The 25,706-nt window shown below is 43.4% G+C and carries 24 protein-coding genes; 9 read left to right on the top strand and 15 right to left on the bottom strand.

What is annotated here, in order from left to right:
* Positions 1 to 27 precede the first annotated feature (27 nt).
* From RMO68_RS06675 to RMO68_RS06650, 6 genes are all read left to right on the top strand, one after another.
* Positions 28 to 1,275 (top strand): NAD(P)/FAD-dependent oxidoreductase, encoded by a 1,248-nt coding sequence (locus RMO68_RS06675; protein WP_310439950.1) that lies wholly within the window; start codon positions 28 to 30, stop codon positions 1,273 to 1,275.
* Between the two features lie 91 nt (positions 1,276 to 1,366).
* Complete coding sequence (locus RMO68_RS06670) at positions 1,367 to 1,849, top strand: rhodanese-like domain-containing protein (RefSeq protein ID WP_310439949.1); 483 nt, start codon at positions 1,367 to 1,369, stop codon at positions 1,847 to 1,849.
* Positions 1,850 to 1,984: 135 nt separating this feature from the next.
* The gene (locus tag RMO68_RS06665; RefSeq protein ID WP_310439948.1) at positions 1,985 to 2,629 is read left to right on the top strand and encodes a GNAT family N-acetyltransferase; all 645 of its coding nucleotides are present in this window, start codon (positions 1,985 to 1,987) and stop codon (positions 2,627 to 2,629) included.
* 47 nt (positions 2,630 to 2,676) lie between these two features.
* Entirely contained in the window at positions 2,677 to 3,465 is a 789-nt protein-coding gene (locus RMO68_RS06660; RefSeq protein WP_310439947.1) for a polysaccharide deacetylase family protein, read from the top strand.
* Between the two features lie 121 nt (positions 3,466 to 3,586).
* Positions 3,587 to 4,711: a hypothetical protein gene (locus RMO68_RS06655; protein WP_310439946.1), complete on the top strand. Its 1,125-nt coding sequence runs from the start codon at positions 3,587 to 3,589 to the stop codon at positions 4,709 to 4,711.
* 83 nt (positions 4,712 to 4,794) lie between these two features.
* Positions 4,795 to 5,208, top strand: coding sequence for an Rrf2 family transcriptional regulator (locus RMO68_RS06650; RefSeq protein WP_310439945.1), 414 nt, complete (start codon positions 4,795 to 4,797; stop codon positions 5,206 to 5,208).
* On the opposite strand, the gene cobA is transcribed toward RMO68_RS06650, so the two are convergent.
* The 8 genes from cobA to cysK form a co-directional block, all read right to left on the bottom strand.
* The gene (gene cobA / locus RMO68_RS06645; RefSeq protein ID WP_310439944.1) at positions 5,201 to 6,010 is read right to left on the bottom strand and encodes a uroporphyrinogen-III C-methyltransferase; all 810 of its coding nucleotides are present in this window, start codon (positions 6,008 to 6,010) and stop codon (positions 5,201 to 5,203) included. The two genes, RMO68_RS06650 and cobA, sit on opposite strands and share 8 nt — an antisense overlap.
* On the bottom strand, positions 6,007 to 7,314 hold the full coding sequence (locus RMO68_RS06640; RefSeq protein ID WP_310439943.1) for an aminotransferase class V-fold PLP-dependent enzyme: 1,308 nt from the start codon (positions 7,312 to 7,314) through the stop codon (positions 6,007 to 6,009). The genes cobA and RMO68_RS06640 overlap by 4 nt, the downstream gene beginning before the upstream one ends.
* Positions 7,286 to 8,866 (bottom strand): nitrite/sulfite reductase, encoded by a 1,581-nt coding sequence (locus tag RMO68_RS06635; RefSeq protein ID WP_310439942.1) that lies wholly within the window; start codon positions 8,864 to 8,866, stop codon positions 7,286 to 7,288. The genes RMO68_RS06640 and RMO68_RS06635 overlap by 29 nt, the downstream gene beginning before the upstream one ends.
* Before the next feature lie 9 nt (positions 8,867 to 8,875).
* Positions 8,876 to 10,288 carry a sulfate adenylyltransferase subunit CysN gene (cysN, locus tag RMO68_RS06630; RefSeq protein ID WP_310439941.1) on the bottom strand — a complete coding sequence of 471 codons (1,413 nt, stop codon included), beginning with the start codon at positions 10,286 to 10,288 and terminating at the stop codon, positions 8,876 to 8,878.
* Positions 10,288 to 11,199, bottom strand: a complete 912-nt coding sequence (gene cysD, locus RMO68_RS06625; RefSeq protein WP_310439940.1) for a sulfate adenylyltransferase subunit CysD — start codon at positions 11,197 to 11,199, stop codon at positions 10,288 to 10,290. The genes cysN and cysD overlap by 1 nt, the downstream gene beginning before the upstream one ends.
* Before the next feature lie 119 nt (positions 11,200 to 11,318).
* Complete coding sequence (locus RMO68_RS06620) at positions 11,319 to 12,026, bottom strand: phosphoadenylyl-sulfate reductase (protein WP_310439939.1); 708 nt, start codon at positions 12,024 to 12,026, stop codon at positions 11,319 to 11,321.
* 9 nt (positions 12,027 to 12,035) lie between these two features.
* Positions 12,036 to 12,266, bottom strand: a complete 231-nt coding sequence (locus RMO68_RS06615; RefSeq protein ID WP_310439938.1) for a DUF2061 domain-containing protein — start codon at positions 12,264 to 12,266, stop codon at positions 12,036 to 12,038.
* A 23-nt stretch (positions 12,267 to 12,289) separates the two neighbouring features.
* Positions 12,290 to 13,225, bottom strand: a complete 936-nt coding sequence (gene cysK / locus RMO68_RS06610) for a cysteine synthase A (RefSeq protein WP_310439937.1) — start codon at positions 13,223 to 13,225, stop codon at positions 12,290 to 12,292.
* A 293-nt stretch (positions 13,226 to 13,518) separates the two neighbouring features.
* On the opposite strand from cysK, the gene RMO68_RS06605 reads away from it, so the two are divergent.
* Positions 13,519 to 14,088: a hypothetical protein gene (locus RMO68_RS06605; protein ID WP_310439936.1), complete on the top strand. Its 570-nt coding sequence runs from the start codon at positions 13,519 to 13,521 to the stop codon at positions 14,086 to 14,088.
* On the opposite strand, the gene RMO68_RS06600 is transcribed toward RMO68_RS06605, so the two are convergent.
* Positions 14,085 to 15,704 (bottom strand): YcaO-like family protein, encoded by a 1,620-nt coding sequence (locus RMO68_RS06600; protein ID WP_310439935.1) that lies wholly within the window; start codon positions 15,702 to 15,704, stop codon positions 14,085 to 14,087. The genes RMO68_RS06605 and RMO68_RS06600 overlap by 4 nt on opposite strands.
* A 54-nt stretch (positions 15,705 to 15,758) precedes the next feature.
* On the opposite strand from RMO68_RS06600, the gene RMO68_RS06595 reads away from it, so the two are divergent.
* Entirely contained in the window at positions 15,759 to 16,145 is a 387-nt protein-coding gene (locus RMO68_RS06595; RefSeq protein ID WP_310439934.1) for an SHOCT domain-containing protein, read from the top strand.
* 106 nt (positions 16,146 to 16,251) lie between these two features.
* Here RMO68_RS06595 and RMO68_RS06590 read toward each other — a convergent pair whose 3' ends face one another.
* Together RMO68_RS06590 and ppsA are read right to left on the bottom strand one after the other, a co-directional pair.
* A complete protein-coding gene (locus RMO68_RS06590) occupies positions 16,252 to 17,307 on the bottom strand; it encodes a tetratricopeptide repeat protein (RefSeq protein WP_310439933.1) in 1,056 nt (351 codons plus the stop codon).
* 74 nt (positions 17,308 to 17,381) lie between these two features.
* Positions 17,382 to 19,778, bottom strand: a complete 2,397-nt coding sequence (gene ppsA / locus RMO68_RS06585; protein WP_310439932.1) for a pyruvate, water dikinase — start codon at positions 19,776 to 19,778, stop codon at positions 17,382 to 17,384.
* 68 nt (positions 19,779 to 19,846) lie between these two features.
* On the opposite strand from ppsA, the gene RMO68_RS06580 reads away from it, so the two are divergent.
* Positions 19,847 to 21,346 (top strand): B12-binding domain-containing radical SAM protein, encoded by a 1,500-nt coding sequence (locus tag RMO68_RS06580; protein ID WP_310439930.1) that lies wholly within the window; start codon positions 19,847 to 19,849, stop codon positions 21,344 to 21,346.
* Between the two features lie 108 nt (positions 21,347 to 21,454).
* Here RMO68_RS06580 and RMO68_RS06575 read toward each other — a convergent pair whose 3' ends face one another.
* From RMO68_RS06575 to RMO68_RS06560, 4 genes are all read right to left on the bottom strand, one after another.
* Entirely contained in the window at positions 21,455 to 22,765 is a 1,311-nt protein-coding gene (locus RMO68_RS06575; protein WP_310439929.1) for a porin, read from the bottom strand.
* Between the two features lie 276 nt (positions 22,766 to 23,041).
* A complete protein-coding gene (locus RMO68_RS06570; protein ID WP_310439928.1) occupies positions 23,042 to 23,452 on the bottom strand; it encodes a hypothetical protein in 411 nt (136 codons plus the stop codon).
* Between the two features lie 10 nt (positions 23,453 to 23,462).
* Positions 23,463 to 24,191, bottom strand: a complete 729-nt coding sequence (locus RMO68_RS06565) for a Rieske 2Fe-2S domain-containing protein (RefSeq protein WP_310439927.1) — start codon at positions 24,189 to 24,191, stop codon at positions 23,463 to 23,465.
* 84 nt (positions 24,192 to 24,275) lie between these two features.
* Positions 24,276 to 25,679, bottom strand: a complete 1,404-nt coding sequence (locus tag RMO68_RS06560; protein ID WP_310439926.1) for an FAD/NAD(P)-binding oxidoreductase — start codon at positions 25,677 to 25,679, stop codon at positions 24,276 to 24,278.
* Positions 25,680 to 25,706: the final 27 nt, after the last annotated feature.

The following is a 25,706-nucleotide window of genomic DNA, read 5'->3' as shown; positions in this document are numbered from 1 at the left end:
TAGCTCCTCTCACCGCTATAATGGCGTATGCAAAACTCCTTTGAAACTTCTTTTGATCTCATCGTTGTCGGTGCTGGGGCAGCGGGAATCATGGCCGCTATCACTGCCGCACGACAGGGGAATAAAGTCCTCCTCCTCGAAAAACTTTCCAAAATCGGTGCAAAACTCAAAGCGACGGGAGGCGGACGATGCAATCTTACCAATACCCTCTCTAACGAAGATTTTATGGTACGGTTCGGGCGCGAGGGGCGATTTATGACCCCCGCTCTAAACGCACTGGATCATAAAGCCCTCATCGCGTTTTTTGCCGAAATCGGAGTAGAGAGTCACGCACCTGATGGCTATCGTGTTTTTCCACTATCCCACAGCTCTGTCACTATTATCGATGCACTTGAGCTGGAGATGGAACGTCTTGGCATTGTGCTCATCACGTCAGCAAAAGTAGAACACTTAAAATATGATACAGAAGGTATCCAAGGTGTCTCTACCTCAGAGAAATGTTACTATGCGCCTAAAGTCATTATTGCCACAGGTGGATTAGGATACCCTCAACTGGGAGCAGAGGGGGACGGTTTTTCCCTCGCTTCTGAAGTCGGTCACAACGTAACCGAACTTTACCCCGCGATGATGCCTTTGCGTACTCGTGAGACATGGGTGGCAGAGTGCCGTGCCGATACGATCCCCAAAGTAGAAATTCGTATCGATCTTCCCAAAGCAAAAAATATCCGTGCATCAGGGGATTTGATCTTCACCCAAAACGGTATTCGAGGCCCCGTTGTTTTGGATGTTGCCCGTGAGATCACCCCGTTGATTGAAAAATACGGATCCGTTCCACTACTGATCAACATGACAAAAGGGCTCAATGAAGGGCAAATATTGACCCATATCAAAGATTCGATCCATAAAAACCCCGAACAATCAGTGCTCACCCATATGATGACACTCCTCCCCGAACCACTCTGCCGCGCTTTATGTACCCAAGCAGGTGCCGATCCTGACATAGGGTTCAACCGACTTGAGGGGATGGTACGTGATCGTCTCATCAAACTTCTTGCATGGACTCCGCTCACGGTCATCGGGCATGACGGATTCAAAATGGCGATGATTACCCGAGGCGGTATCTCCCTCAAAGAGATCCGTCCCGAAAGTATGGAGAGCAAAGTGGTAAAAGGGCTCTATTTTTGCGGTGAAGTGATGAATCTTGACGGTCCATGTGGCGGATACAATCTCCAATGGTCATTTTCCAGCGGATACCTCGCCGGACTTTCTAAATAATTTCTTACGCTATTAATATATTTAAAAATATTATACTTTACTAACATTTTCTGTCTTATCATTTAACCATAATCATTTCGAGGAGTATGTCATGTTACGCTTGATTTCTTCTGTTCTGTTAACGATTTTTCTCTCTACCTCTGTGCAAGGTGTCGAATACGACGGTGAAAAAAGTATTATGTTTGAAACCAAATACGATGTATGTATCATACCCCCACAAGTTGATGACGCCACAGCCAAAGGGGTTAAAGTCGTGGATGTCAAAACCGCAAAAAAACTGTACGATCAAAAATGTTATTTTTACGATGCACGTGAAAAACGGCATTATCAAAAAGAGCATATCAAAGGGGCACATCCCGTCTATTTTGATGTTTCAAAAGCAGAATACATTGTAATACAGCTTCCCAAAGACAAAGAGGAAAATATCCTTTTTTATTGCTACGGAGAAACCTGTGCCAACTCGTATGAAGCGGCTTTGGCAGTACGTAAACTCGGGTATAAAAATGTCTATTGGCTCCTTAACGGATTTAGTGAATGGAAAGAGTATAAATATCCCGTTACGGAAAAACCCTAAGTTCGTCTGATTATCTTTTAATCATCAAAAGGAAAATGCCCTCACGTTAATCCGATATAATATTTCCACTCACTTAATTTAATCGGCTCCATAATACGGAACTTTTTACGTCCATAGAGAGGTAAAAGGATGCCGATGTCACTCTATCATCTTGAAACGTTGGGGCGTGATGCCTATATCAACTCCATAGCCACGATTCAAGACCCGCAAACACTCCGATTCGCCGATCAATCCATGGCATGGTGGGATCGCCATTTTAGTTGGAATGCCCAAGGGTGTATCGTACTGTGCAATGATAAAAATGAGCATTTGTGCTATCTCTTCTCCAAAATCGACCGTTACAGTGAATATCTTACCCTCTACAACCTCTTTACCCCTGAATCACAGCAACGCAAAGGGTATGCTACCCATTTACTCCGAATGACACTCGCACTGGGAGTCGAAAAGCATGTTCGACGCATCACGTTCTCTTCGATATCAACGTCACTCGATTTTTACCGTTTGTTGGGATTTATCTACTGGGGAATCAACGATATCGGCGATTACTATTGCAATCTTCCTCTTCCTCGAGAGGGTTTAGATGGGATGAGAGAGATGATTCATAGCTCAGACATACAAACGCTTCTCGGCCGATATCTCGAAAAAATCTATACCAAAATTGACGGCAACGAATTGAAATTAAGTGTTGCGCAAAATCTCATTTACAAACAAGATATTCGTAATCTCGGCTCCAGCTACGTCCGAGAGGATCTGCGTATCTTCAAAAACACCCCTCAATGATTGCGGTATAATTTCACCTCTTGTCGATCTAAACCGGAAATGAGTGTATGAAAAAACTGCTAATCGCCCTGTTCGTCTTTTTCCAGCTTGCCCTTTTTGGAGCAAATGATCCTCTGTATGAAATTAGAGGTTCATCCCCTCTGCTGGATGCCAATCTTACTCAATTTTTGGATCGATGGCGTAATGAGACGACTGCACCTATTGCAGAAGGAAACTATACGAATATTTATCTGCACGGAGACATTACAAAAGCTAAAAATATTGCCCTCACGTTTGATGATTCTCCCGATGAAAACAATACCGATAAAGTTTTAGACATATTAAAACATTACGGTGTGAAAGCAAGTTTTTTCATGATTGCCGCAGCAATGGAGGAGAATAATATCACGGTTGCAAAGCGGACATTTGATGAGGGGCATTTGGTTCTTAACCATAGTTTTACCCATCCTCATTTTACCGCACTGACCTCGGAACAAATTATTCAAGAGCTCAATACGACTTCGGAACGTATACATAAACTCACGGGGAAATATCCGCTCCTTTTTCGCCCCCCATACGGTGCGATTAACCAAGAGGTTGTCGATACCGTCAACGCACAAGGATATACAACGATTCTTTGGTCTCTCGATTCCCTCGATTGGGGAATGCAGAATAAAGAGGCCATAATCACAAACATAATGACCTATGTATCCCCCGGAGATATTATCCTAATGCACAGCAGCCGTTCTAATCATGCCACGGTGGAGGCGTTAGGAGAGATCATTGAACGGCTCCGTGAACAAGGGTATGTATTTCAGCGGTTGGATGAAATGTTATCGATTAAAGCTTACAAGTAAAAGAGGGAGCTTTACGCTATAATACGCTTACCATTCGCGTCGCGCTCACGCGTCAGAGACTTCTTTTACTGATCGCCTATCCCCCCTCTTTAATGAGGCCTATGTACCCAAGGACTATTTAATGTCATCGACACCTATCAAACGCCAAAATCATCGTATCCACCCATGTAACCGCCCACGTAAAAATGAACTGATCCATTTTTTAATTGAGCGAAATAGCGGTAAAAACATCCTTATCGTCAGCTCAACCGAGACCGGAGAACTTCCGAATATCTTTAGCGGTAATAATATCACCGTTTTAAGCGATGCCGAACTGGCAAAAACCCCCGATCTGCAATGCGAGGTTCTTATCAGCTACGATCTTCCGGACAAAGCGATTGTCTATATGTCACGCTTCGCCCGTGCAAGCGAATATGCCCTTATTACCCTCGATGAAGAGGATCAAAAACGGCTCTATCCTATCGAATTGCTCAACGGACGAACCATTACCCAAGAGGTAGTAAAAGGGTTCGAACCCGATTTCGGTATTGCCATCGATAATCAACAAAAAGCGGAAGCAAAAGCTCGCCGCGATGAGCGTGAAGCTCGTGATGCTAGTGACCCTAGAAATCGTGATAAAAAGCCGGTTCGTGACACCAGACCTGAGCGTCTTCGTGAAGATTCACGCGGCGATAAACGCCCTCCACGCAATGAGGGGGATGGCTTTATGGCTAAAAAACAACACAACGCCAAACCCCGTTTTGTCGGAAAAGATGAAAGCGGTAAACCGATTTTCGAAGGTAAAACCCGCGAGCGTAACCACTACATCGACGGAACACCCCGTTCTGATGCGGAAAAAGCAACCAAAACCCCTTACAGCAGCAAACCAAAATTTTTCGGTGACAAAGAAAAAAGTTCGGATGATAAGAAACCGTTTGGAGACAAGAAACCGTTTGGAGACAAGAAGCCCTACGGAGATAAAAAGCCTTACGGTGACAAACCTGCTTTCGGTGAGAAAAAGCCTTACGGCGATAAGAAACCGTTTGGAGACAAGAAGCCCTACGGAGATAAAAAGCCTTACGGTGACAAACCTGCTTTCGGAGAAAAAAAACCTTACGGCGATAAGAAACCGTTTGGAGATAAAAAGCCGTTTGGGGACAAAAAACCTTACCAAGATCGAAAACCCTCCGAAGCACCTGCCGCACCAAAACGTGCCCCTCGTCGCATCGATGTGAAATCGTTCAAATCACCGAAAGAGAGTGAATAATCTCTTCTAAATCGATGTCCTTAATGGACTATTAACACTACCTCGAATACAATACCTCCACTACAATCCAATAGGAGAGAACAGTGGCAGGTATTTCTACTAAAGGAAGCTATGGCCTTGCCGCCATGTATGAGTTAGCGCTCCATTACGGGCAAGGACATCTTCAAATCCGTGACATTGCGGAAAAAGCCAATATTCCCCAAAACTATCTGGAGCAGATTCTCGCTACCTTGCGCAAAGAGGGATTAATCCAAAGTATTCGAGGTGCAGGGGGCGGTTATTTGCTCGCGAAAGCCCCAAATACGATTGCGGTGTTTGAAATTTTAGTAGCACTGGAAGGGGAGCTTTGCAACCCAACCGATGAGCGATTACAACCGATTCTGCATCTCTATTGGGATCGTATTCGTGAGGATATGAAAGGTGTTTTTAGCGAAACCCTGCAAGATCTCGTCGATCAAGGGAATGCGCTCGATCAGCAATCCATGTATTTTATTTGACTTCTAGCAGCTGTGATTGATATTGCGGCAATTTTCCATAGAAATTTACGACCTCTCCAAATACGATCACGGCGGGACCTTCAACACATTTAGCTGCTTTATCCAATCCCGCCAAAGTCGTAATGATACTTTTTTGTTCGGGACGTGACGCATTGGAAACAATCGCTACGGGAAGATTCCGATTAATCCCCAACGCGAGTGCTGCTGATTTTATCTGTCGAGCGAGACTTAACCCCATCAACACTACCGTCGTATGATTACTTAGCTGGAGTAGCGGAAACCAATCGGTATTCACTTTTCCCTCTTTCAGGTGTGCCGATACTACAGAAAAACTCGCCGCATATCCTCTCGCGGTCGGAGGTATCCCCGCACATGCCGATCCGCTGACAGACGAAGAAATTCCTGCGATCACATCAACTTTATACCCTTTTTCAAGCAAATACAAAGCTTCTTCCGCTCCCCGTCCGAAAATATAGGGATCACCGCTTTTGAGACGTGCAACGCTAAAGCCCTGATCGGCATAATCAGCTATCAAAGTGTTAATCCGCTCTTGGCTAATACTATGGGAATTTTTCGGTTTTCCAACATATATTTTCCGTGTTTCAGGAGGGATCAAATCTAAAATCTCTTTGGATATGAGATTATCATATAAAACCACTTGCGCTTCTCGGATAACCCGATACGCTTTAAGGGTCAACAACTCTACTTCTCCCAGACCGCAGCCTACAAGATAAACATTTCCTTTTCTCGCCGAAAACGAATATTTTGTTTCGGCCGGAGTTGAATGTATAATTTTAGTCATCCTAGCCTCTTTATAGAATTTTTAACAGCTTCCAATAACGCGTCGATATCCTCTACGCCTTGTGAATAATGGATACTGATCCGCAGCCAACCCGGCCGCTCTTGAAGAGGGGTGTCATCCTCCAGTCCTAATAAATCATGCCCGTAAGGTCCGGCACACGAGCATCCTGCCCGTGTTTGAAACCCTTGAGATTCTGAGAGAAGCGTACATAATGCGTACGGATCAACTCCTTTAATGTTAAAAGAGACAATTCCGATATTTTCTGCCCTGCGACAGCCGTAACATGTCGCTCCCTCAATCTCTTTTAATCCTTCGATAAAACGTCCATACAAACTTTTTTTACGTTCTGCAATCCACACAAATCCGATCTCATTGCGGAGTTGATAGGCCAAAGCGGCGCGGATAAGCTGTAAAATTCCGGGGGTTCCCGCGTCTTCACGCTCTTCCACCTCTTCCACAAAATAGTGGCTAGTACGGCTCACATAGCGTACCGTTCCACCCCCTGCAAAGGTCGGTTTAGCATCGGTATCAAACAGATCCTTTCGTATCGCCAGTAAACCGCACGAGCCGGGTCCCCCTAAAAGCTTATGGGGTGAATAAAACATCGCGTCGTACAGTTCACAAGGTATGTTGATATACGGTGACGAAGCTGCCGCATCAAAACATACTATTGCCCCGTAGCGTCGAAGTATTGCAGAGATCTCCGCATACGGTGTAATCGTACCCGTCACATTCGATGCAATACAAAACGATCCGATAAGCTCTCGATCTTGGTTCTCTTTTAATATCTCTTCGAGATGTTCCAAGTCCACCAACCCCTTGGTATTCAATCCGACTCGTACCGTCTCACAAAGTGCTTCACGGTAACTTATTTCATTGGAATGGTGCTCATACGGTCCGACAATTACCAACGGCATCTCATAAGTTGGCGGTAACTCCCTATAGCGGGCACGTGTCGCAGGGGGAATATAAAGTCCCAAAATCTCCTGAAGCCGCTTAACCGCACCCGTCGCACCGCATCCACAAGGCATTAATGCAAAAGAGCCGTCCAATCCTAAGAGTCCTTTTAAGTGCTCTCGCGCCTGACGATAATAGTGATCTGTCCGAGCCGCCATTGATGCCTCTTTCGAATGGGTATTCGCATAGGTCTCTAGCACCTCTCGGATACGCGCTTCAATCGGCTCATACGCCAAACCCGATGCCGTAAAATCGAAATAGGTTTTTTTATGGATTCCGATCGTATTTCGCCCTATCTGGGCGTATTTGTCACCCTCTTCAAGGAGTGGACGAAACAGTGGGTTCATAAGCGTATTTCTCCAATAAATAATGTCTAAAATCGATACTGTTGCTGGTCTCAAATTCATGTATCAGTGATTCTATCAACGGTGCAACTTCCTCAGCGGCAACTTTTACCCCTGTTTTTACGGCAAAACGGCTCTCTTCCCCTTCTAAATAACCTCCCACGATTAAATCGAATCCTTTAAGGCGTTCATCACCCCGTTTCACGATGGCTCCGATAAATCCAAGATCAACGATATGAGGATGGGCACACGAGTTCGGACAGCCGTTAATACTGATACTCACCGGTTCGTCAAAGTCGGGAAATTTGGTGTTCAGATATTCCACTACCTTAATGGCTAAATCTTTCGTCTCACTCACCGCAAACTTACAAAAATTGAGTCCCGTACAGGCCAAGGTTCGTGCTTCAAAAACTGACGGATAGGGATGAAATCCCACAGCCTTCAGAGTATCGATCATCGGCTCCGTAGCATCGCTATGAACGTTCAAAATCACAAAATTCTGCGTCGTTGTCAGGGTGATCCCCTCAGCTTTATACAGATCAAGGATACGTCCGAGTTTCAACAGGTTTTCACCCTTGATCCGTCCGCTGGTAAGTGCACACCCTATCGTGTTGTACCCTTTTTTAACACTCGCTCCGACACCGAAATGGGTGCGTCGCGGATACGGAGTAAAAGGTGCCGCGTCGTAACGCTCTAACGTAACATGGGATTCTTTTTCCAGCTCAGCGACAAAGCGCTCAACACCCCAATCTTCTACCAAATGTCCCAAACGGGCTTTGCTACGGTTGTCACGTCGGCCAGAGTCACGATAAATACGTGCAACCGCTTCGGCAATTTTTACAATATCACGACGTTTCACATACCCGATATGATCGGCGATACGTCGATTACTCGCCTGCCCTCCTCCGACGCTTACGCTGAATCGGAGTTCATCGCCATTTTTGAGAGCGGTAAACGCCAAATCCTGTACTTCGTGCTGAATACAATGTTTATTGCATCCGCTGACCCCGATTTTGAACTTTCTAGGCAAATTCGAAAAATCAGGATTTCCGCGATAGAGATTGTTCAACGCAACCACCACATCGCGGACATCGTCAATCTGATCGTGATCAATCCCGTTTACCGGACAACTCACGATATTACGAGGACAATCACCTGATGCCCCGAGAACACTTAAACCAACTGCAGAGAGTGATTCCAAAATCTCAGGCAAATCTTCTATTTTAAGCCAATGAAACTGAATATCCTGACGTGTCGTCACATCACCGCTTTCACGAGCGAACTTCACTGAGATTTCTCCCAATACCTCCACTTGCTTAACGTTTAAATATCCGCCTTCAAGTTTGACACGCAGCATGTAATACTGCGTCTCATCCTCCGCTCCTTGCAAGTTACGATTTTGGGTATAAAGACCGTACCATTTAAAACGATCAATATCCTCTGGATCGATCGCTTCACCGGTTTGAGCGTATCGATAGATATCCGCAATAACCGCTAAACCGTCTTTTTCACGTTTAATACGTTCAACCCTTTCCGCTTTTGTTTCGGTAGCCATTTCTACTCCTTAAACAACTATTGCGGCATTCCAATGAGGGAAATGTCGCTGTATAAGAGCATTAAGCTCTATCTCAAATGCAGACGGAGTATGAGTGTTCGTCTGCGTAACCTCTATTTCCGTACTTTGGGTAATCATTCCTGCAGCAACGGTATTGTTGGTGATTTTATCGATTAGGATAAAGCTTCCCATCTCACGATTATCATCGTATACATCAAAAGCAATCGGTTCACTCAACACCAAGCGGACAGATCCGATATCGTTTAGCCCCAAAGAAGAGGCTTCATGTTTTACCTGCGTATTGACATCCACACGATAATCAATTCGATCCGCATAAACCGTTGTTACGGTTGATGAGCGTTTAAACACATAACTTTTATTGGGAAGAAACTTCTCCTCATCCATCCATACCAAGTTGGCAACAATCGCATCACTGCTTAAAATAGTCTCATTCTCTTTGATCAAAACATTTCCGCGACTGATATCGATCTCTTCGTTCAAAGTAAGGGTAATTGCATCCCCACTCGAAGCCGATTCCAAATCTCCATCATACGTCACAATGGCTTTTACCGTTGCTTGTTTCAATGATGGATACGTTGTTATGACATCACCCGCACGGATTGTTCCCGATGCAACCGTTCCGGCGAATCCTCTAAAATCGAGATTTGGACGATTCACATACTGGACGACCATTCGAAACGGCCCGTCTATTGCCGCAGAGGCTAATGGAACCTCCTCAAGATATTCAAGCAATGTCATCCCTTGATACCATGCGCTACGTTCGCTTTTTGTCACGACATTATCTCCATCCAGCGCCGATAACGGAACGGAATAGATCCCTTTGATCCCTAGCTCTTCAGCAAATGCACGATACTCCGCATCGATTTTCTCATATACCGCTTGATCAAAATTGACCAAGTCCATTTTATTAATCGCAACAACGACATTTCGTATCCCCAAAAGACGGACGATATACGAATGGCGACGCGTCTGCGTCACAATCCCATAACGCGCATCAATCAAGATAATCGCTAAATCCGCCGTAGAGGCACCTGTCGCCATGTTACGGGTATATTGCTCATGACCCGGAGTATCGGCGATAATAAATTTACGTTTGTCAGTCGAAAAATAGCGATACGCTACATCGATCGTAATCCCTTGCTCCCGCTCACTCTGTAAACCGTCTACAAGGAGAGCCAGATCGATTTTATCTCCGGTCGTTCCCGACTTTTTGCTGTCATTTTTGATACTTTCGAGTTGATCTTCGAAAATCATTTTTGAATCATGTAAAAGGCGCCCGATTAAGGTACTTTTACCATCATCTACACTCCCGCACGTTATAAAGCGGAGCAACTCTTTGTGTTCTTGTTCTTTGAGATAGCTCTCGATATCGGTGGCTATCAGATCGCCTTGATGTGCCATTAAAAATACCCTTCAATTTTTTTCTTTTCCATGGAGCCTGAACTGTCCGCATCAATCAGTCTCCCTTGCCGTTCACTTGTTTTTGTCAAAAGCATCTCTTGGATGATGTCAGGAAGCGTGATTGCATCACTCTCAACCGCTCCGGTTAGCGGATAACATCCCAACGTACGAAAACGGACATTCTCTATTGTCGGAACTTCTCCCTCTTCCAGAGGAAATCGTTCATCATCCACCATGATTTTTACCCCATCGCGCTCAACAATCGGACGCGGTGCCGAATAATAAAGAGGGACAATCGGGATATTTTCGAGATGAATGTATTGCCAAATATCGAGTTCCGTCCAGTTAGAGAGGGGAAACACCCGAATACTCTCTGAATTATGAATCCGTCCGTTATAGATATTCCACAACTCAGGACGCTGATTTTTAGGATTCCAACGGTGATGTTTATCTCGGAACGAATAGATTCTCTCTTTCGCTCGGCTTTTCTCTTCATCTCGTCGAGCCCCTCCGAAGACAGCGTCAAATTCATAATAATTCAATGCCTGCTTTAACCCTTCGGTTTTCATCACATCCGTATGCACTGCACTCCCGTGGGTAAAGGGATTGATCCCTTGTGCGATCCCATCAGGATTCACGTGGGTTAAAAGTGTCAATCCCAACTCTTTGATCCGACGATCCCGAAACTCGATCATCTCTTTGAACTTCCATGTCGTATCCACATGCAGCAATGGAAACGGCAGCTTTGCCGGATAAAATGCTTTTAGTGCCAAATGAAGCATGACCGAAGAATCTTTACCGATCGAATAGAGCATAGCCGGATTATCAAATTCCGCGACCACTTCACGCATGATGTGGATTGCTTCGGCTTCTAACGCCTTAAGATGTGTTTTTTTCTCATGTGATATCATGGTCTCTCCTTTATTAGTGTTTTTCAATCAAATAAAAATAGCCCAATCGGCCAACTCTTTACGCTCGGAATACTCATCATCGAGTAATCCATCCAAAATATCCAACAAAAATTTCATTGTCAGTTCCTTTTTATGTGGAGTCCACACTCCTTATGTTCAGGATTTTCCCACCACCATCTTCCGGCTCGCAGATCTTCTCCCTCACGGATTGCTCTCGTACACGGAGCACATCCGATACTCGGATATCCTTGATCGTGTAGCGTGTTATAGGGGACTTTCTGTGTTTTAATATAGTCCCAAACCATCTCTTCACTCCACTCTATAAGCGGATTGAGTTTTATCAGACCGTTGGCTTCATCCCATTCGATCAGCCGCATTGTCTCACGTGTCGGTGACTGGGCACGGCGTAAACCGGTTATCCATACTTCCAACCCCTCCAATGCCCGACGAAGCGGTTCTAATTTTCTTACCTGACAACATGTTTTACGGTTTTCAACACTCTCTCTAAAACCGTTTATTCCCTGTATTCGGTAGAGCTTTTCTACTGCCGCTTGATCAGGAAAATAAACATCGATTTTAATTCCGTACTTCCGATTTGTTGTCTCCATCAGCGTATACGTCTCTTCCGCCAATCGTCCCGTATCGAGTGAAAAAATTTTCGCCGACGGATTAATGCGAACAATCATGTCGGTTAATACTTGATCTTCAGCGCCATAGCTTGTTGCTAGTGCGATTCTCCCCTTATACGTTTGTAAAAAATGGGAAAGTACCGTTTCTACCGATGCACACTCAAACCAAGAATTTAATAATTCAAAACGTTCACTCATCCCATAATCCTATATTTGATAGTCATTTTCAACTACTTTTACCCGTCCAAAATCGGTTCTGTTCCAAGCTCTTTCATGCACGTAATATAAAAACATCTTCGTGATCACTTCGATAGAACCGATGGATACCGCCATAACCAAATTACCGGTTATGAAATACGATACGACGATCGTATCTATCGTTCCAACCGTACGCCATGAGATTGCCTTAATAACACTTCTATAATGTCTTTCTTCCATTATGACCCTTCCTCATAATACGCTCACGTATTCTCAGACGGGAATTCATAAAGTTCCGTACTCAAATACCTCTCACCGGTATCGCACAAAATCGTTACGATAACTTTCCCTTTATTCTCCGGACGCAAAGCGACTTTTTTCGCCGCTGCGACATTGGCACCTGAGGAAATCCCCACCAATAACCCTTCAGTTTTTGCAATCGTTCGTGACGTTTCAATCGCTTCGGCGTTGGTTATACGAAGAATCTCATCATACACATTACGATTAAGTACTTGTGGGATGAATCCCGCTCCGATCCCCTGAATTTTATGCGCTCCCGCCAACTCACCGGAGAGGACAGCCGAAGCATCCGGCTCCACAGCAATAATTTGTATGTTTGGATTGTATTTTTTCAATACCTCTCCGACACCGGTAATCGTTCCGCCCGTTCCGATAGCGGCGACAAAGATGTCGATTTTTCCATCGGTATCTCTCCATATCTCTTCCGCCGTACTCTGACGATGGATCTCAGGGTTATCCGCATTATTAAACTGTTGTAAAACAACTGCATTTGGGATCGATGCACCAAGTTCAATGGCCTTTACAACCGCTCCTCCCATACCCTTTTCAGGTTCGGTCAAAACGATTTGTGCCCCCAATGCCGCCAAAAGACGTCTGCGTTCGAGACTCATGGAACTCGGCATTGTTAAAATCAATTTCAATCCAAGACTTGCGGCGACACTCGCCAAAGCAATTCCGGTATTCCCGCTCGTCGGTTCGATAAGTACGCTCTCATGGGTAATCTCACCACGTTTAAGGGCCTGGAGAATCATATTGCACCCAATCCGGTCTTTCACAGAGCTAGATGGATTCATAAACTCACACTTGCCTATAATGGTAGTCGATTCATCCGAAAAATGGTTTAACGTAATGAGCGGTGTATTTCCGATCAACTCCGTAACATTGGCTGCAATTTTCATTTTTACTCCTTTCCTTTATGAGGTTCACTTATATATGAATACTCATTCATTTTTTTAACTTGGGAAATTATAGGGGCATATTTTTATATTGTCAAGTAATTCTATTGAATTAGTAGTATTTATTGGAAAATAAATTTGAACACCCCTGTTTTACGGAGTTTTTAATACTACTTAATTCATACTGTTTTGCTATGGTATCGGGGAAGTTATTTCTAAAAAGGGGAAAATTGCTATAATTTCGACTAAAATGCTCTACTTATGCTACCATTTTCAAAAATCAGAGGGTATTATTCATGGCTATTATTTCAATCGCTTCGACTAAGGGGGGGGTAGGGAAAACCTCTCTTGCTTTTTCTCTGGCAAAAGATCTCCGTTATCGCTATGCAACGAACGATATGTCGGTCGTATTGACGAAATATAAAAATGCCCGCTATTACCCGAACAAAATTCCTCTCTACCCTGATACGGTCTATGATTTCGGCGGATTTGAAAATCCTCATGCCAATGAAATCCTTCGAGAATCAGACATTATTATCCTGCCCACAACCAATGATTTAAACTCAATTATGAAAAGTTTGATTTTTATTAAGAACTTTAAAGAGAAGACGATTCTCGTATTTGCCAACATGATCGATACCCCAAGCGACGCCGTGATGATCCGAGAAAAGATACATGAGCATTTTCCAAATCTCGCCTTTACCTATCTGCGACGAACGAAACTTTTGAAAAATGCGTTGGAGAGCGGGATGAGTGCGAGCGAATTGTATGAGAGTAATAATCACACCCAACATCTGTATAAACAGGCGTTTAGCGAATACTCGAAAATTCTAAACCTCTTTAGCAGTGAATCCGAGGGATTTTAAAATCCCTGAGCTTTTTTCATTTCCAATCGATCATACATACCAAGCATATTCAGATAATCGCTGTGCAGTGCAGTATCAACCAATAATGCTTCTTTATTGAGAATCTCTAATGCTTTATCAACTCTTTGAGGAGTATAAAGATCATAGAGTGCTTGTTGGTAGTCACAGAGGTCTAATCCCAGTTCTTCGAGGCGTATAAGCTCGATAATGAGATTCCCCATAATATTACTACCAAATTCCAAATAGCTCACCGCTTCGTCGATATTTCCGGCGGTGAGATGAAGCTGCGCTTTGAGTTCACCGATCGTAAAATTCTCCTCGAAAATCACCCCGATAAATTTCTCTACATTCAGATGATCTTCGAGGGTTTCGATCTCATCTAGCACCGTTTCGGGGTCATACTCGGCGAAGTTCAAAATCACTTCACGATACGCTTTGCCCCGATTACGGTTATTAAAGATCAAATCATCGATAGGATAGACCTCTGATACTCCGGGAACAATCATTTGGCAGGAGTAGAAGTCCAAATAATTATAATCTCGGATATAGACCTCTTTGTTCATGGATTCAAAAATTCCCGTGAGATAGGTAAACTCATCCTCGGTATTCTCTCCACTATAATTCCATGGAGCAAATTCAAAACTCTTTTTAGCACTTAGAAACTGTATCCCCATCTTGCCGTTGGAATCGATAAAATGGGATTCGAGATTGAAACTCTCAGAGACGAGCGACATATCAAACGTCGGTACCTCAAAACTCTCCAAATTTTCCAATCCGCGCCCTTGCATCAGTTCCGTCATCGTTCGCTCCAACGACACCTCCAAAATCGGATGGGCACCGAAAGAGACAAAAAGGGTCGCGTTGGCGGGGTTAATAAACGAAATCGCCGTAACGGGGTATTTGCCTCCCAGAGAGGCATCCAAGACGTTCACGATATATCCTAACTCCCGAAGCTTTGTCAGATCACTGTAAAGCCGCTCGAACTGGCTCAAAAATTCATCACTGTAATGGGACAGAGAATACCCCTCTTTAATGATTTTGATCTTCGCATAACGCTCCAATATCTCGCTCATGGCCTGAACCTGCGCTTCTTTAGCGGTGTTTCCCGTTGCCAACCCGTTACTGACGTAGAGATTGCTGAGGATATTGATCGGAAAATAAACTACCTCATCAGAATCAAGCGCATGAAACGGCAAGGCAACAATCTTATCCTCAGTATCGCTGTTAAAATCAATCAATTCATCCTGACTCAGTTCGTTGCTCGGATCATATAGCTCCATTAATTCAGGAGTTAAATATCCCCCCTTAAAATCAAATGCCACCTCATCGGGATAATATTTCCGTGCAGGGAGATGAAAATCGATAAAAAAGTTGTTGGTTTGGAGCCGCTCGATGTATTCGCCCAGCGCACTCGCCGTAGAGGCCTCAGAGTAAATCCCTTTACCATTGGAATAGATATGTTTCGGGGCTTCAACAGAAGCCAAATTTACAGAATAGCAGTGGTTCAGAGGATGTTTTTCGCTTGAGTAAGTGACGTCACACCCCATCTCGCTTAATATGCTCTGCATACGCTTTATGGAGACTTCGAGCGGGACATTTTTGGAGGCTAAATTCATATGGGTTCACTTCAGTTAAATTGTAGCTGAAGTATAACCAAAAGAGTTTACGCCTTGTTGTCATATCTACGTTACGATACCGTATCTAAAAACATTGAGGTTACGATGATGGAAATACTATTAGGATTGAATCTGTTTTTTCTCTTTATACTTGTCGGAATGTTCGCAATATGGATATGGGCAATGATCGATATCATCACCTCCAAATTCAAAGAAGATCTGATGCAGGTGGTGTGGCTTCTTGTCGTCTTCTTCTTACCGTTTATCGGTGTATTACTCTATCTGTTGCTCGGACGAAACATGAAACGAATCCCGCTAGAAGAGCAAAATCCGAGTCATAAATACGATCATCTCACGAAACTAAAATCGCTGTTGGATGAGGGTATCCTCACACCCGAAGAGTACGAAGCGGAAAAAGAGAAGATACTAAACCGCTCGTAAGTTTCTTCCGTTCGCCCTGAGCTTGTCGAAGGGTAGAACGGTTCATGGTTCGACACGCTCACCACGAACGGAAACTTCTCAGTCATTCCCGTGTAGACAGAAATATTTAAATCTTTGATAATTTCTCTTGCCAATATTCCACTTTTTCCTTATTTTCTTCTTTTCGATAAAGTTTTATTAATTCTGTGAATGCTGCTTTATAACCAGCATCCGCACATTTTATAAATAATTGCTTTGCCATATCAGTGTCTTTTTGAACCCCTTCCCCATTATTGTACATTGCTGCCAAATCATATGTAGCATGAATATGACCTTGATTTGAAGATTTTTCAAGCCATTTTTTTGCAGTTGTATAATCAACTTGACATCCATCTCCTTGGATAAGCATCAATCCTAAAGTCCATTCAGCATGGGCGTTACCTTGTAATGCTGATTTTTCAATCCAATATTTAGCCTTAGGGAACTGTTTAGATTCAAGATATTTATAACCAATTATTAGCTGTTCATTTGAATCTTTTATTTCGTTCTGAACGGTAGATGAAAATTTGAAATTTTTATCCTTTAAAGATAAAAGTAATCTTTTTGCCTTTTCATAATCTCGATAATCATTACGAGTTTCTAAAAATTGTTCAGACAATAGAATAATTTTATTCTCTTTAGCAAAAAACAAAACTCCTCTAGTCGCATTGATTCTATGATCGTTTACCAAAACAGATGAACCTTTTGGAAAATCATAAAACACAAAATAAACATCATCCGCTATTTTTTCTTTTTTTATTATTTGTACAGTGTTCATAAATTTTTTAAATAAAATTAATACTTCTTCATCTAATTCTTCTAATCTTTGCATTTGCGTTTTGTTTAAATGGTTGTCCCAAAAATCTATTCTAAATAATTGCCCATAATCATCAAGAAATGTTACGTTTCCATGTGATTTATCATTTGGATTAATAAAGTCATTAATTCTATATCCAGGCTCAAAAAGTGATGGAACTATAAATTCAAAATCTTTATCCGGTGGGGTATATATACCTTCTTTAAATGTTCCTTGAACATCAATATGATTTCTGTATGAACCAAGTAAACTTTCAAGAATATCTGCATTCAACTGCCCAAAATTAAAAAATATATATAAAATTGTAAAATAAATTTTGTATTTCAATCTTTCTACCTCATATCAAAAATGTTTTCTATGCAATAATACAATAAAATAAATAATAATATTTTCAATTTAATCTAGTTTGCCGTTTCAAACACACTCACAACTTGCCGCATTTTTAAAAGTGAATCGGGGTTGAGGGAGATCGAATCGATCCCCTCCTCTACTAAAAATCGGGTGATTTCAGGGTAATCCGAGGGTGCCTGACCGCAGATACCGATGTATTTTCCCCGCTCTTTACACGCACGTATCGCCATTGAGAGCATCCGCGTCACCGCCTCGTTACGCTCATCGAATACCGCCGCGACCAATGTACTGTCCCGATCGACTCCGAGGGTGAGCTGGGTGAGGTCGTTGGAGCCGATACTGTAGCCGTCGAAGATTTCCAAAAATTGATCAGCCAAGATAACATTGGAGGGGATTTCGCACATCGCGTAGATTTCCAAGCCGTTTTCCCTTTGCACCAATCCCGCTTCATTCATCACCGCAATCGCTTTAAGCCCTTCATCGGGTGTACGGACAAAGGGGAGCATCACTTTGACGTTACTAAGCCCCATATCATCACGCACCCGCTTCAACGCTTCGCACTCCCACTCGTAAGCTTCTCGGTATTGCTCAGAGTAATAGCGGCTTGCCCCGCGAAATCCGATCATCGGGTTCTCTTCATCCGACTCATAGGCTGCCCCTCCGACCATGTGCTTGTACTCATTGGACTTAAAATCACTGGTTCGGACAACGACAGGACGGGGATAAAACGCCGCCGCGATCATCCCTACCCCCTCGGAAATCTTGTCGATAAAAAACCTCTTCGGATCATCATATCCCAACATCGCGGCTCTAATCGCTTTGTGCTCACGAATCTTTTTCCCACGGGAAAGTTCAACCAATGCCATAGGGTGTGCTTTGACGGTGTTGGAGATAATAAACTCCATTCGCGCCAGCCCAACTCCGTCATTAGGGAGTTTTGCCACTTTAAAGGCGATATCGGGATTTCCGACGTTCATATAGAGTTTTGTCTTCGTCGGAATAAGATTGCCCAAATCGATTTTGGTAATCTCATACGAAACCGATCCCTCATAAACCACTCCGTTCTCCCCCTCCGCACAACTAACCGTTACGGCTTCACCATCGTGTAATACCTCGGTTGCATTGACCGTCCCCACGATAGCAGGAACACCGATCTCACGCGCGACAATGGCGGCGTGACACGTCCGACCTCCGCGATTGGTGATAACGGCGGAGGCTTTTTTCATAATCGGCTCCCAATCGGGATCGGTGATATCGGCGACAAGGACATCCCCTGAGAGGAAAGACTCCCCTTCAGCGGGTGAGTGGATGATTTTGACATTTCCTGATCCGATCTTATCGCCGATCGCTTTACCGCTAAGGAGTATTTTCGCACTCACTTCCCCTCTAAAGCGGTACTGCTCCAACGTCGTGTCAGACATTTTACGACTTTGTACCGTTTCAGGGCGGGCTTGAACAATAAAAAGCTCACCCGTAAGACCGTCTTTCGCCCATTCGATATCCATCGGACGGTATTCCCCTGCCATTGCGCTGTAGTGCTCTTCGATAATCAATGCATAGCTCGCCAGTGTCGCAACCTCGTCGTCGTTAATCGAAAAGAGTTCCTGCAGCTCTTTCGGGGTGGAGAGGTTCATCGTATAGTGACGTTCATCATAGGTCATCGTGAGAGCTTTGGAGCCGAGTTGGCGTTTGAGGATAGAGACTTTCCCCTCTTTGAGTGTCGGTTTAAAGAGAAAAAATTCATCAGGATTGACCCGTCCGCCGACGATGTTCTCCCCCAACCCCAAAATCGAGTTGATAAGGATCAAATTTTCCGAACCGTTCTCCGTATCGATGGTGAACATCACCCCGCTGCTGGCCAAGTCGCTGCGCACCATTTTTTGCACCCCCACCGAGAGGGCAACGGCGAAATGGTCATACCCGCGACTGTTGCGGTAACTGATCGCACGATCGGTAAAGAGTGAGGCGAAACACCGCTTAACGTGTTCGATAAGCATTGTCTCCCCACGAACGTTTAGGTAGCTCTCCTGCTGCCCTGCAAAACTCGCATCGGGCAAATCTTCCGCCGTTGCGGATGAGCGTACCGCCACATCTACTGATGCTGTACCGTACTCATGCTCCATAGCACGATAACTCTCGGCAATTTCGATTTTTAACACATCCGGCATTTCACCGCTGAGCATGAGAGAACGTATCGCATCCCCGCATCGGTTCAACGCTTCGATGTCACTCAGATCGACGCCGTTAAAAAACTGACGTATTTTCGGTTCAAACCTATTATGGGAAATAAAGAGACGATACCCTTCCGCCGTTACGGCAAACCCTTCGGGAACTTTTACCCCCAGAACTTTGAGGGAACCGATCATCTCTCCCAAAGAGGCATTTTTACCCCCGACCAATGCAATATCATTAATTCCTAATGAATCTAAAGTGCGAATATAACGCATAATATCTCCCTTTAGGGCGTAGTATCTGTAGAATACCATATAATACGTTATCTTTTATCGGAAACCTTATGCACACTATTCTTCTAACGACTTTAAATGCCCGCTATGCCCATACCGCATTGGGTTTACGCTATCTGTACGCCAACTTGCACGAGCTCCAATCCGAGACAAAAATCATCGAATTTACGATGAATGAACAGATACAGAGTATCGCCGAGGATTTACTCAAACACTCACCGCGCATCATCGGCATCGGTGTCTATATTTGGAACGCCGCTCAGAGTGCAGAGCTGATCCAAACCCTCAAAAAAGTCTCCCCTCAGACAATCATCGTCATCGGCGGTCCCGAAGCAGGATATCTGCCACATCGCGTCGATTTGAGTAAAGCCGATTACATCATCAGCGGTGAAGGGGAAGTGGCGTTTTATGATTTATGCCAAAAAATCTTTGCCAATGATTTGCCAAAAGAGAAGTTTATCAAAGCGCCTCTTCCCGATCTCAAATCAATCAGCCTCCCCTACTCTGCTTTCAACGATGAGGATGTAGCGCACCGTTATATCTACGTCGAGGCCTCACGAGGATGTCCGTTCGAGTGTGAGTTCTGTCTCTCCTCTATTGATGAGAAAGTGCGTAACTTCCCCCTCGATGAGCTGTTAGAAGAGTTTGAAACACTTTGGGAGCGCGGTGCGCGGAGTTTCAAGTTCATCGACCGCACCTTTAATCTCAACATGACCTTCGCCAACCGCATCCTCGATTTCTTTCTCTCCAAAGAGCCACCGTACTTTGCCCATTTTGAAGTCATTCCCGATCATTTCCCCGATGTGTTGAAAGAGAAAATAAAACAGTTCCCAGCAGGATCGTTGCAGCTCGAAATCGGGATTCAAACTCTCGATCCTATTATTGCTAAAGGGATTAATCGTCCTCTAAAAATTGAAAAGATTTTTGATAACCTACGATTCTTGGAAAATGAGACACGTGCACACATGCACCTCGATCTTATCGTCGGACTTCCGGGAGAAACATTAGAAGGGTTTGGTCGTAATCTCGACACACTTGTCTCTCTTACTCATAGTGAAATCCAAATTGGAATACTTAAAAACCTCTCAGGAACAACCCTTTCACGCCACGATCAAACGCATGGAATGATCTACAGCGATACTCCTCCCTATGACATTCTGCAAAACAATTTATTGCGTTTTGAACAAATACAAAAAATGAAGCGATTTGCGAGATTTTGGGATATTTTCTACAACAGCGGAAGCTTTACGAAAACAGTTCCTCTCCTTTGGAGTAAGGGAAACGTATTTGAGGGGTTTTACGCATTCAGCGAATGGATTTACACCCAAACTCTCTCCACGTGGAAAATCTCGCTGGATCGCCAAATAACATTGATCCATACTTATCTATGTGAACTTCATGAGACAAAGATTGTAGAAGAAGCCTTGATAAATGATTTATCCTCACGACCTGAAAAAACCATTCCGTTTTTTCTACGACAATCGACTCAAGAGAAAAAAATAAAAGATGCAAATACGATTACACCGAAACGGCAAGCAAAAAGAATTTAGTTTAAAAAGAAGTGTGAAGGTGCCTGAGAGTGACGAATTCTCAGGCGGAAAGCTTAACATAAGGAGAATTTAGGGCCCGAAGGCCCTGAAAAGGGAAAATTCTAAGTATTAGAATTTTAAAGAAGCGATGATACGAATAGAATCTGTCAAGTTATCACCTGCAGTTGTATTATCCACATCTTTTTCGAATTGTGTATAGATAGCAGTCAAACCAACCGGTCCAACTTGAGTATTAGCTACAACGTCCCATGCAGTAAATTCGCAGTTATTTGTTGAAGCACCTTTAGAAACAGCTACAGTACCTTCATTATCACCCGTTTTAGCTACACCGTAGCTTGTAGAAAGAGCAACACCAGGAACCAATTTAGTTGATGCACCGACTTTCCAAGTATTGGTATCCGGAGCAGCAGCGATTTCGCCATCTAAGTAGATACTACCAAGAGTAGTATAAAGACTTGATTTATCACCCGTTGCAACGTTGGCAAAACCAAGTGTACCATCTGTTACAGATGAATATGCTGCATAAAGATTTACACCCGCAACATCAACTGCAGCTTTTACAGCAGTTGCATCAGTATCACGTTGACTTGTAGCCGCAGTCAAATCTCTTGTAGTTCCATCTGGGTTCATACCTGCATATTGAACACCAAGACTTACCATACCAAGAACTTTAGCATCTGCTTGCAACCAGAAAGCATCCGCTACGTTATCAACATTGTAGTACCATGCTTGTACAGTTGTATCCGGGATAGATTTATTGATCGCACCGGCAGCATACGCACCGTCAAGTCCAAATGTACCAAACTCACCGCTGTTAGATACAGTTTTACCACGACCTGCGGCAAGAACAGTTGCACCAGCTTTTTCAGTAATCATACCCGTACCGTTATGACCGCCAACCCATGCAGCTACCAATGTTGTATCCGGAAGATCGTTATTTAGCAATACTGCCGCTTCGAATGTGTTATCTACTACGTTCCATGTTTCAGTGAACGCAAGTGGTGTATTCAATGCTTGACGACCGATTTTAGCCGTTGTTTTACCCATAGTGTATGCAAGATAAAGTTCTTCTACCCAGCTTTGATCTTTCAAAGGCTCAGTAGCAGCATCGCCATCCATTTCAGTAGTAGCAGCCGGAACATTACCAACCAAGTTGTTTTCAAGACCAAGTGTAGAAAGTGCAGTCATTTTAACACCCGCACTTAAGTTTTGAAGCAAATCAGCTGTTGCACCAACACTTAATTTAACTTCAGCCATTGAGTTTGTATCTTTATCGAAAAAGTCTTTGGTTGAATCATTGTTATTTTCAGTAGTTTGATACCAAACTTTTGCTTCACCGTTTACTTTTACGTTATCGATTGCAAATGCGCTTGTTCCAAGAGCCATTACAGCGACTAGACTAAGTTTTCCTAATTTCATTCATTCTCCTTCAAGAAACCGTCCGAAATAAGATTTACTTATTCCGAATCATGCGACCATCATAACAAGTATTTCTTAAAGATTTCTTGATATTTATAATAGTTTTTAATAAAAAGACAAATTTGTCATACAATGAGACAAAAATGTGATAAATAGTACCATAAATGTAACATTTAGGAAAAGGTATATGCATTTTAAATTAAAAAAAGAAATGATTAGTTAATAACAAATCAATATTAGAAGTTCCCAAGCCAATGCTTGGGATGAAGCGCTACTTTACCAGTTTCGGATACGAATATGGCATGAAGTACATTGTTTGAGTAGCTGATTGTAATCATCCAGCGCATTGTCCATACGACCTGCATCGATAGACGTAATCATATCGTCTGAATAAAGGCGAAGCATATGCGCTGATTTTTGAGCAAATTTGTAGGCATACACCTGATCTTTTGGGAGAATAAATTTAATCTCTTCGCTCTCAAGGGTTTTGAGAGTCCCCTGAAGCTTTTTTATCCCCGCTTTCATCTCATCCGTCGAACTGTAAAGTCCTCCACGCTGAATCTGTTCCATTGCATCCAACATCGTACGCATATCTTTCATCAACATACTGCGGTGATCTGTTTCAGCCGCATTCAATGAACCGAAAATGATACCGCCTGCCACAAGCACACTTAGTAATTTTTTCATATTGATCCCCTTAGTATTGAATGACTTCTTTGGTAAACTCAGTCAACTTAACTGTTTTAGCCGAAATTGAAACCAGTTTTTTAGCTTCCGCCGGTCCACCGTAAAACTCTTTGAATTCAGGACGAAATTCTCTAAAATAATCGTGGAATTTATCTTGTCCTAAAATCCCGACAGCCCAAATGGTATCATCTGCAGCATGTTCCAACACTACAGCCTGAAGCGGCTGTGTCGCAGCACCACCAAGTACTTTAGCTCCCGCTCCGGCATCGAATGCAGAAAGATGCGATGAACAGACGATAACGCCGCTTTTATCGTACGCCATCGTTTTTTTAGCTTTCGGCACATACCCGATAAAACTATCATTAGGGGTCGGATGGGTCATTTGATGGGTACAGATCGCGACATAAGATACAATCGTACGCTCTTTACCGATACCGTTTTTCCAGACATACGATTCGCCGCTCTCAGATTTTAACGTAACTTCTTTTTCAGTCGGTTGCGGAAGATTGATCAACATACAAGGAGTTGAAGCGTATGGATAATTGAAAATATAGGTCACTTCTTTTAAGAGGGCAGATGCTTTAATCGGTTTGCCCGCTGCATCAACTAGCTGTGTTTTTTCATATGCTTTGTATAAAGCACCGTCGCTTGCGTAGAGATTTCCACGAATCAGTGATGGATTAACCGCCACGACCGTTGCACCGGCAGCAACAACTTTTAAAAAATTTCTTCTATCCATGATATTGTCCGTGTTGAGTAGTTTTGAGGGTATAAGTGTAGCAGATTTTAAGACGACATTCTCCCCAAATGGGGAGAAAAAGAGTTAACTAAACAAATCGCGCATTGCACCTTTGTACCAATCGTGAGTTGCTTTTGCAAGACCGGTTGAACGGAATTTATTATTCGCTTCGTCACCTTTTGGAACGCTTCCTTTTGAACCGATAACCGGTCCTGCAACCATAAATTCATGATTAACCATAATTGCTTCTTCAGGATTTTCACCCACCATTGAGTAACAAACGTTTGCACTTTTATATGGAAGTGCTGATGCCACACTGTACGATTTTCCGTGGAGTACATGCGCAATCTCTTTTGCACACTCTTTACCTGACCAGATAGCCGATTGTCCGCTTGGAGGGATAGCATGTCCGACAACGTCACCGACTGCATAAACAGCTTTATCACTAGCAGTTTGGAATGAAACCGGTTTTTCAGGACTGGTTGCCATTTTAACTTTCTTGAACCCGTCCGGAGTAACGGCAACACCTGCCATCTCGATAACAGGATTAGACATATTGTGAGGGATAAAATTGAAGACACCGTATTTGATGGTCTTAGTTGTTTTAGTCCCTTCGGTATCATCTTTATCTTTGAATACGGTTTGAACGTAAGTGATCTCTTTTTTATCAAAATCAACATCAGAAATTTTACAGTTGCTTTCGTGCACTACGGCACCTTTGTTAATTTCAGCCCATGCTTCTTTGAAAGCTGCACCTTTAGCGATTTCAGCCGTTTCATTAAGAATGATAACTTTACCGCTTAGTCCCTCTTTTTTCATGTAGTTTGCAATCATACTTGCGCGCTCAAACGGAGCCGGAGGACAACGATATTTACCTGCCGGAACCGTGATAACAACATCACCGTCTTCCATCGTTTTTACCATACGATCAAGTGACACGTGCTCACCGCCCGGAACCAATGCCGCAGGAGCTACACGACGTGCTTTTGCAATTTTAGCATCAGACCAAGCTGGGAATTGCCCTTTATAGTTATAGTCGATACCCGGTGCAAGAACGAGGATGTCATAACCTACTCCGCCTTTAGAAGTGTGAACAACTTTGTTGGCACGATCAATTCCTGTAACTACTGCAGTCAACATACCGTAACCGTTTTTTTCTACTGCTTGTGCATAGTCATGTGTCAATGTACTAAGGCTTACACCTTTAAGTCCGCCAAGATTACAGTTTGAAAACGGACACGACATAAAGCTGTCATTTTTTTCGATAATCGCAACATCGAATTTAGGATCAATTTTTTTCAACTCTTTGGCAACGGTCAAACCGCCCCAACCGCCACCGATAATAACTACTTGATGTTTACCGAGCATTTTGTTAGCTGCACCTTGTGCACCCGGAGTTGCGCCTGTAGCAGCTGTACAACCAGTTACGGCAGCAGCTGCTGCACTTAGACCGGCAAATTTAAGTAAGTCACGTCTTGAAATGTTCATAATGAGTCTCCTTCATTCTATGCAATA

The organism is Sulfuricurvum sp., assembly GCF_031427015.1.
Lineage (GTDB): Bacteria > Campylobacterota > Campylobacteria > Campylobacterales > Sulfurimonadaceae > Sulfuricurvum.
Note: the sequence above shows the minus strand (reverse complement) of the source record. Positions and strands in the feature narration are given on the sequence as shown.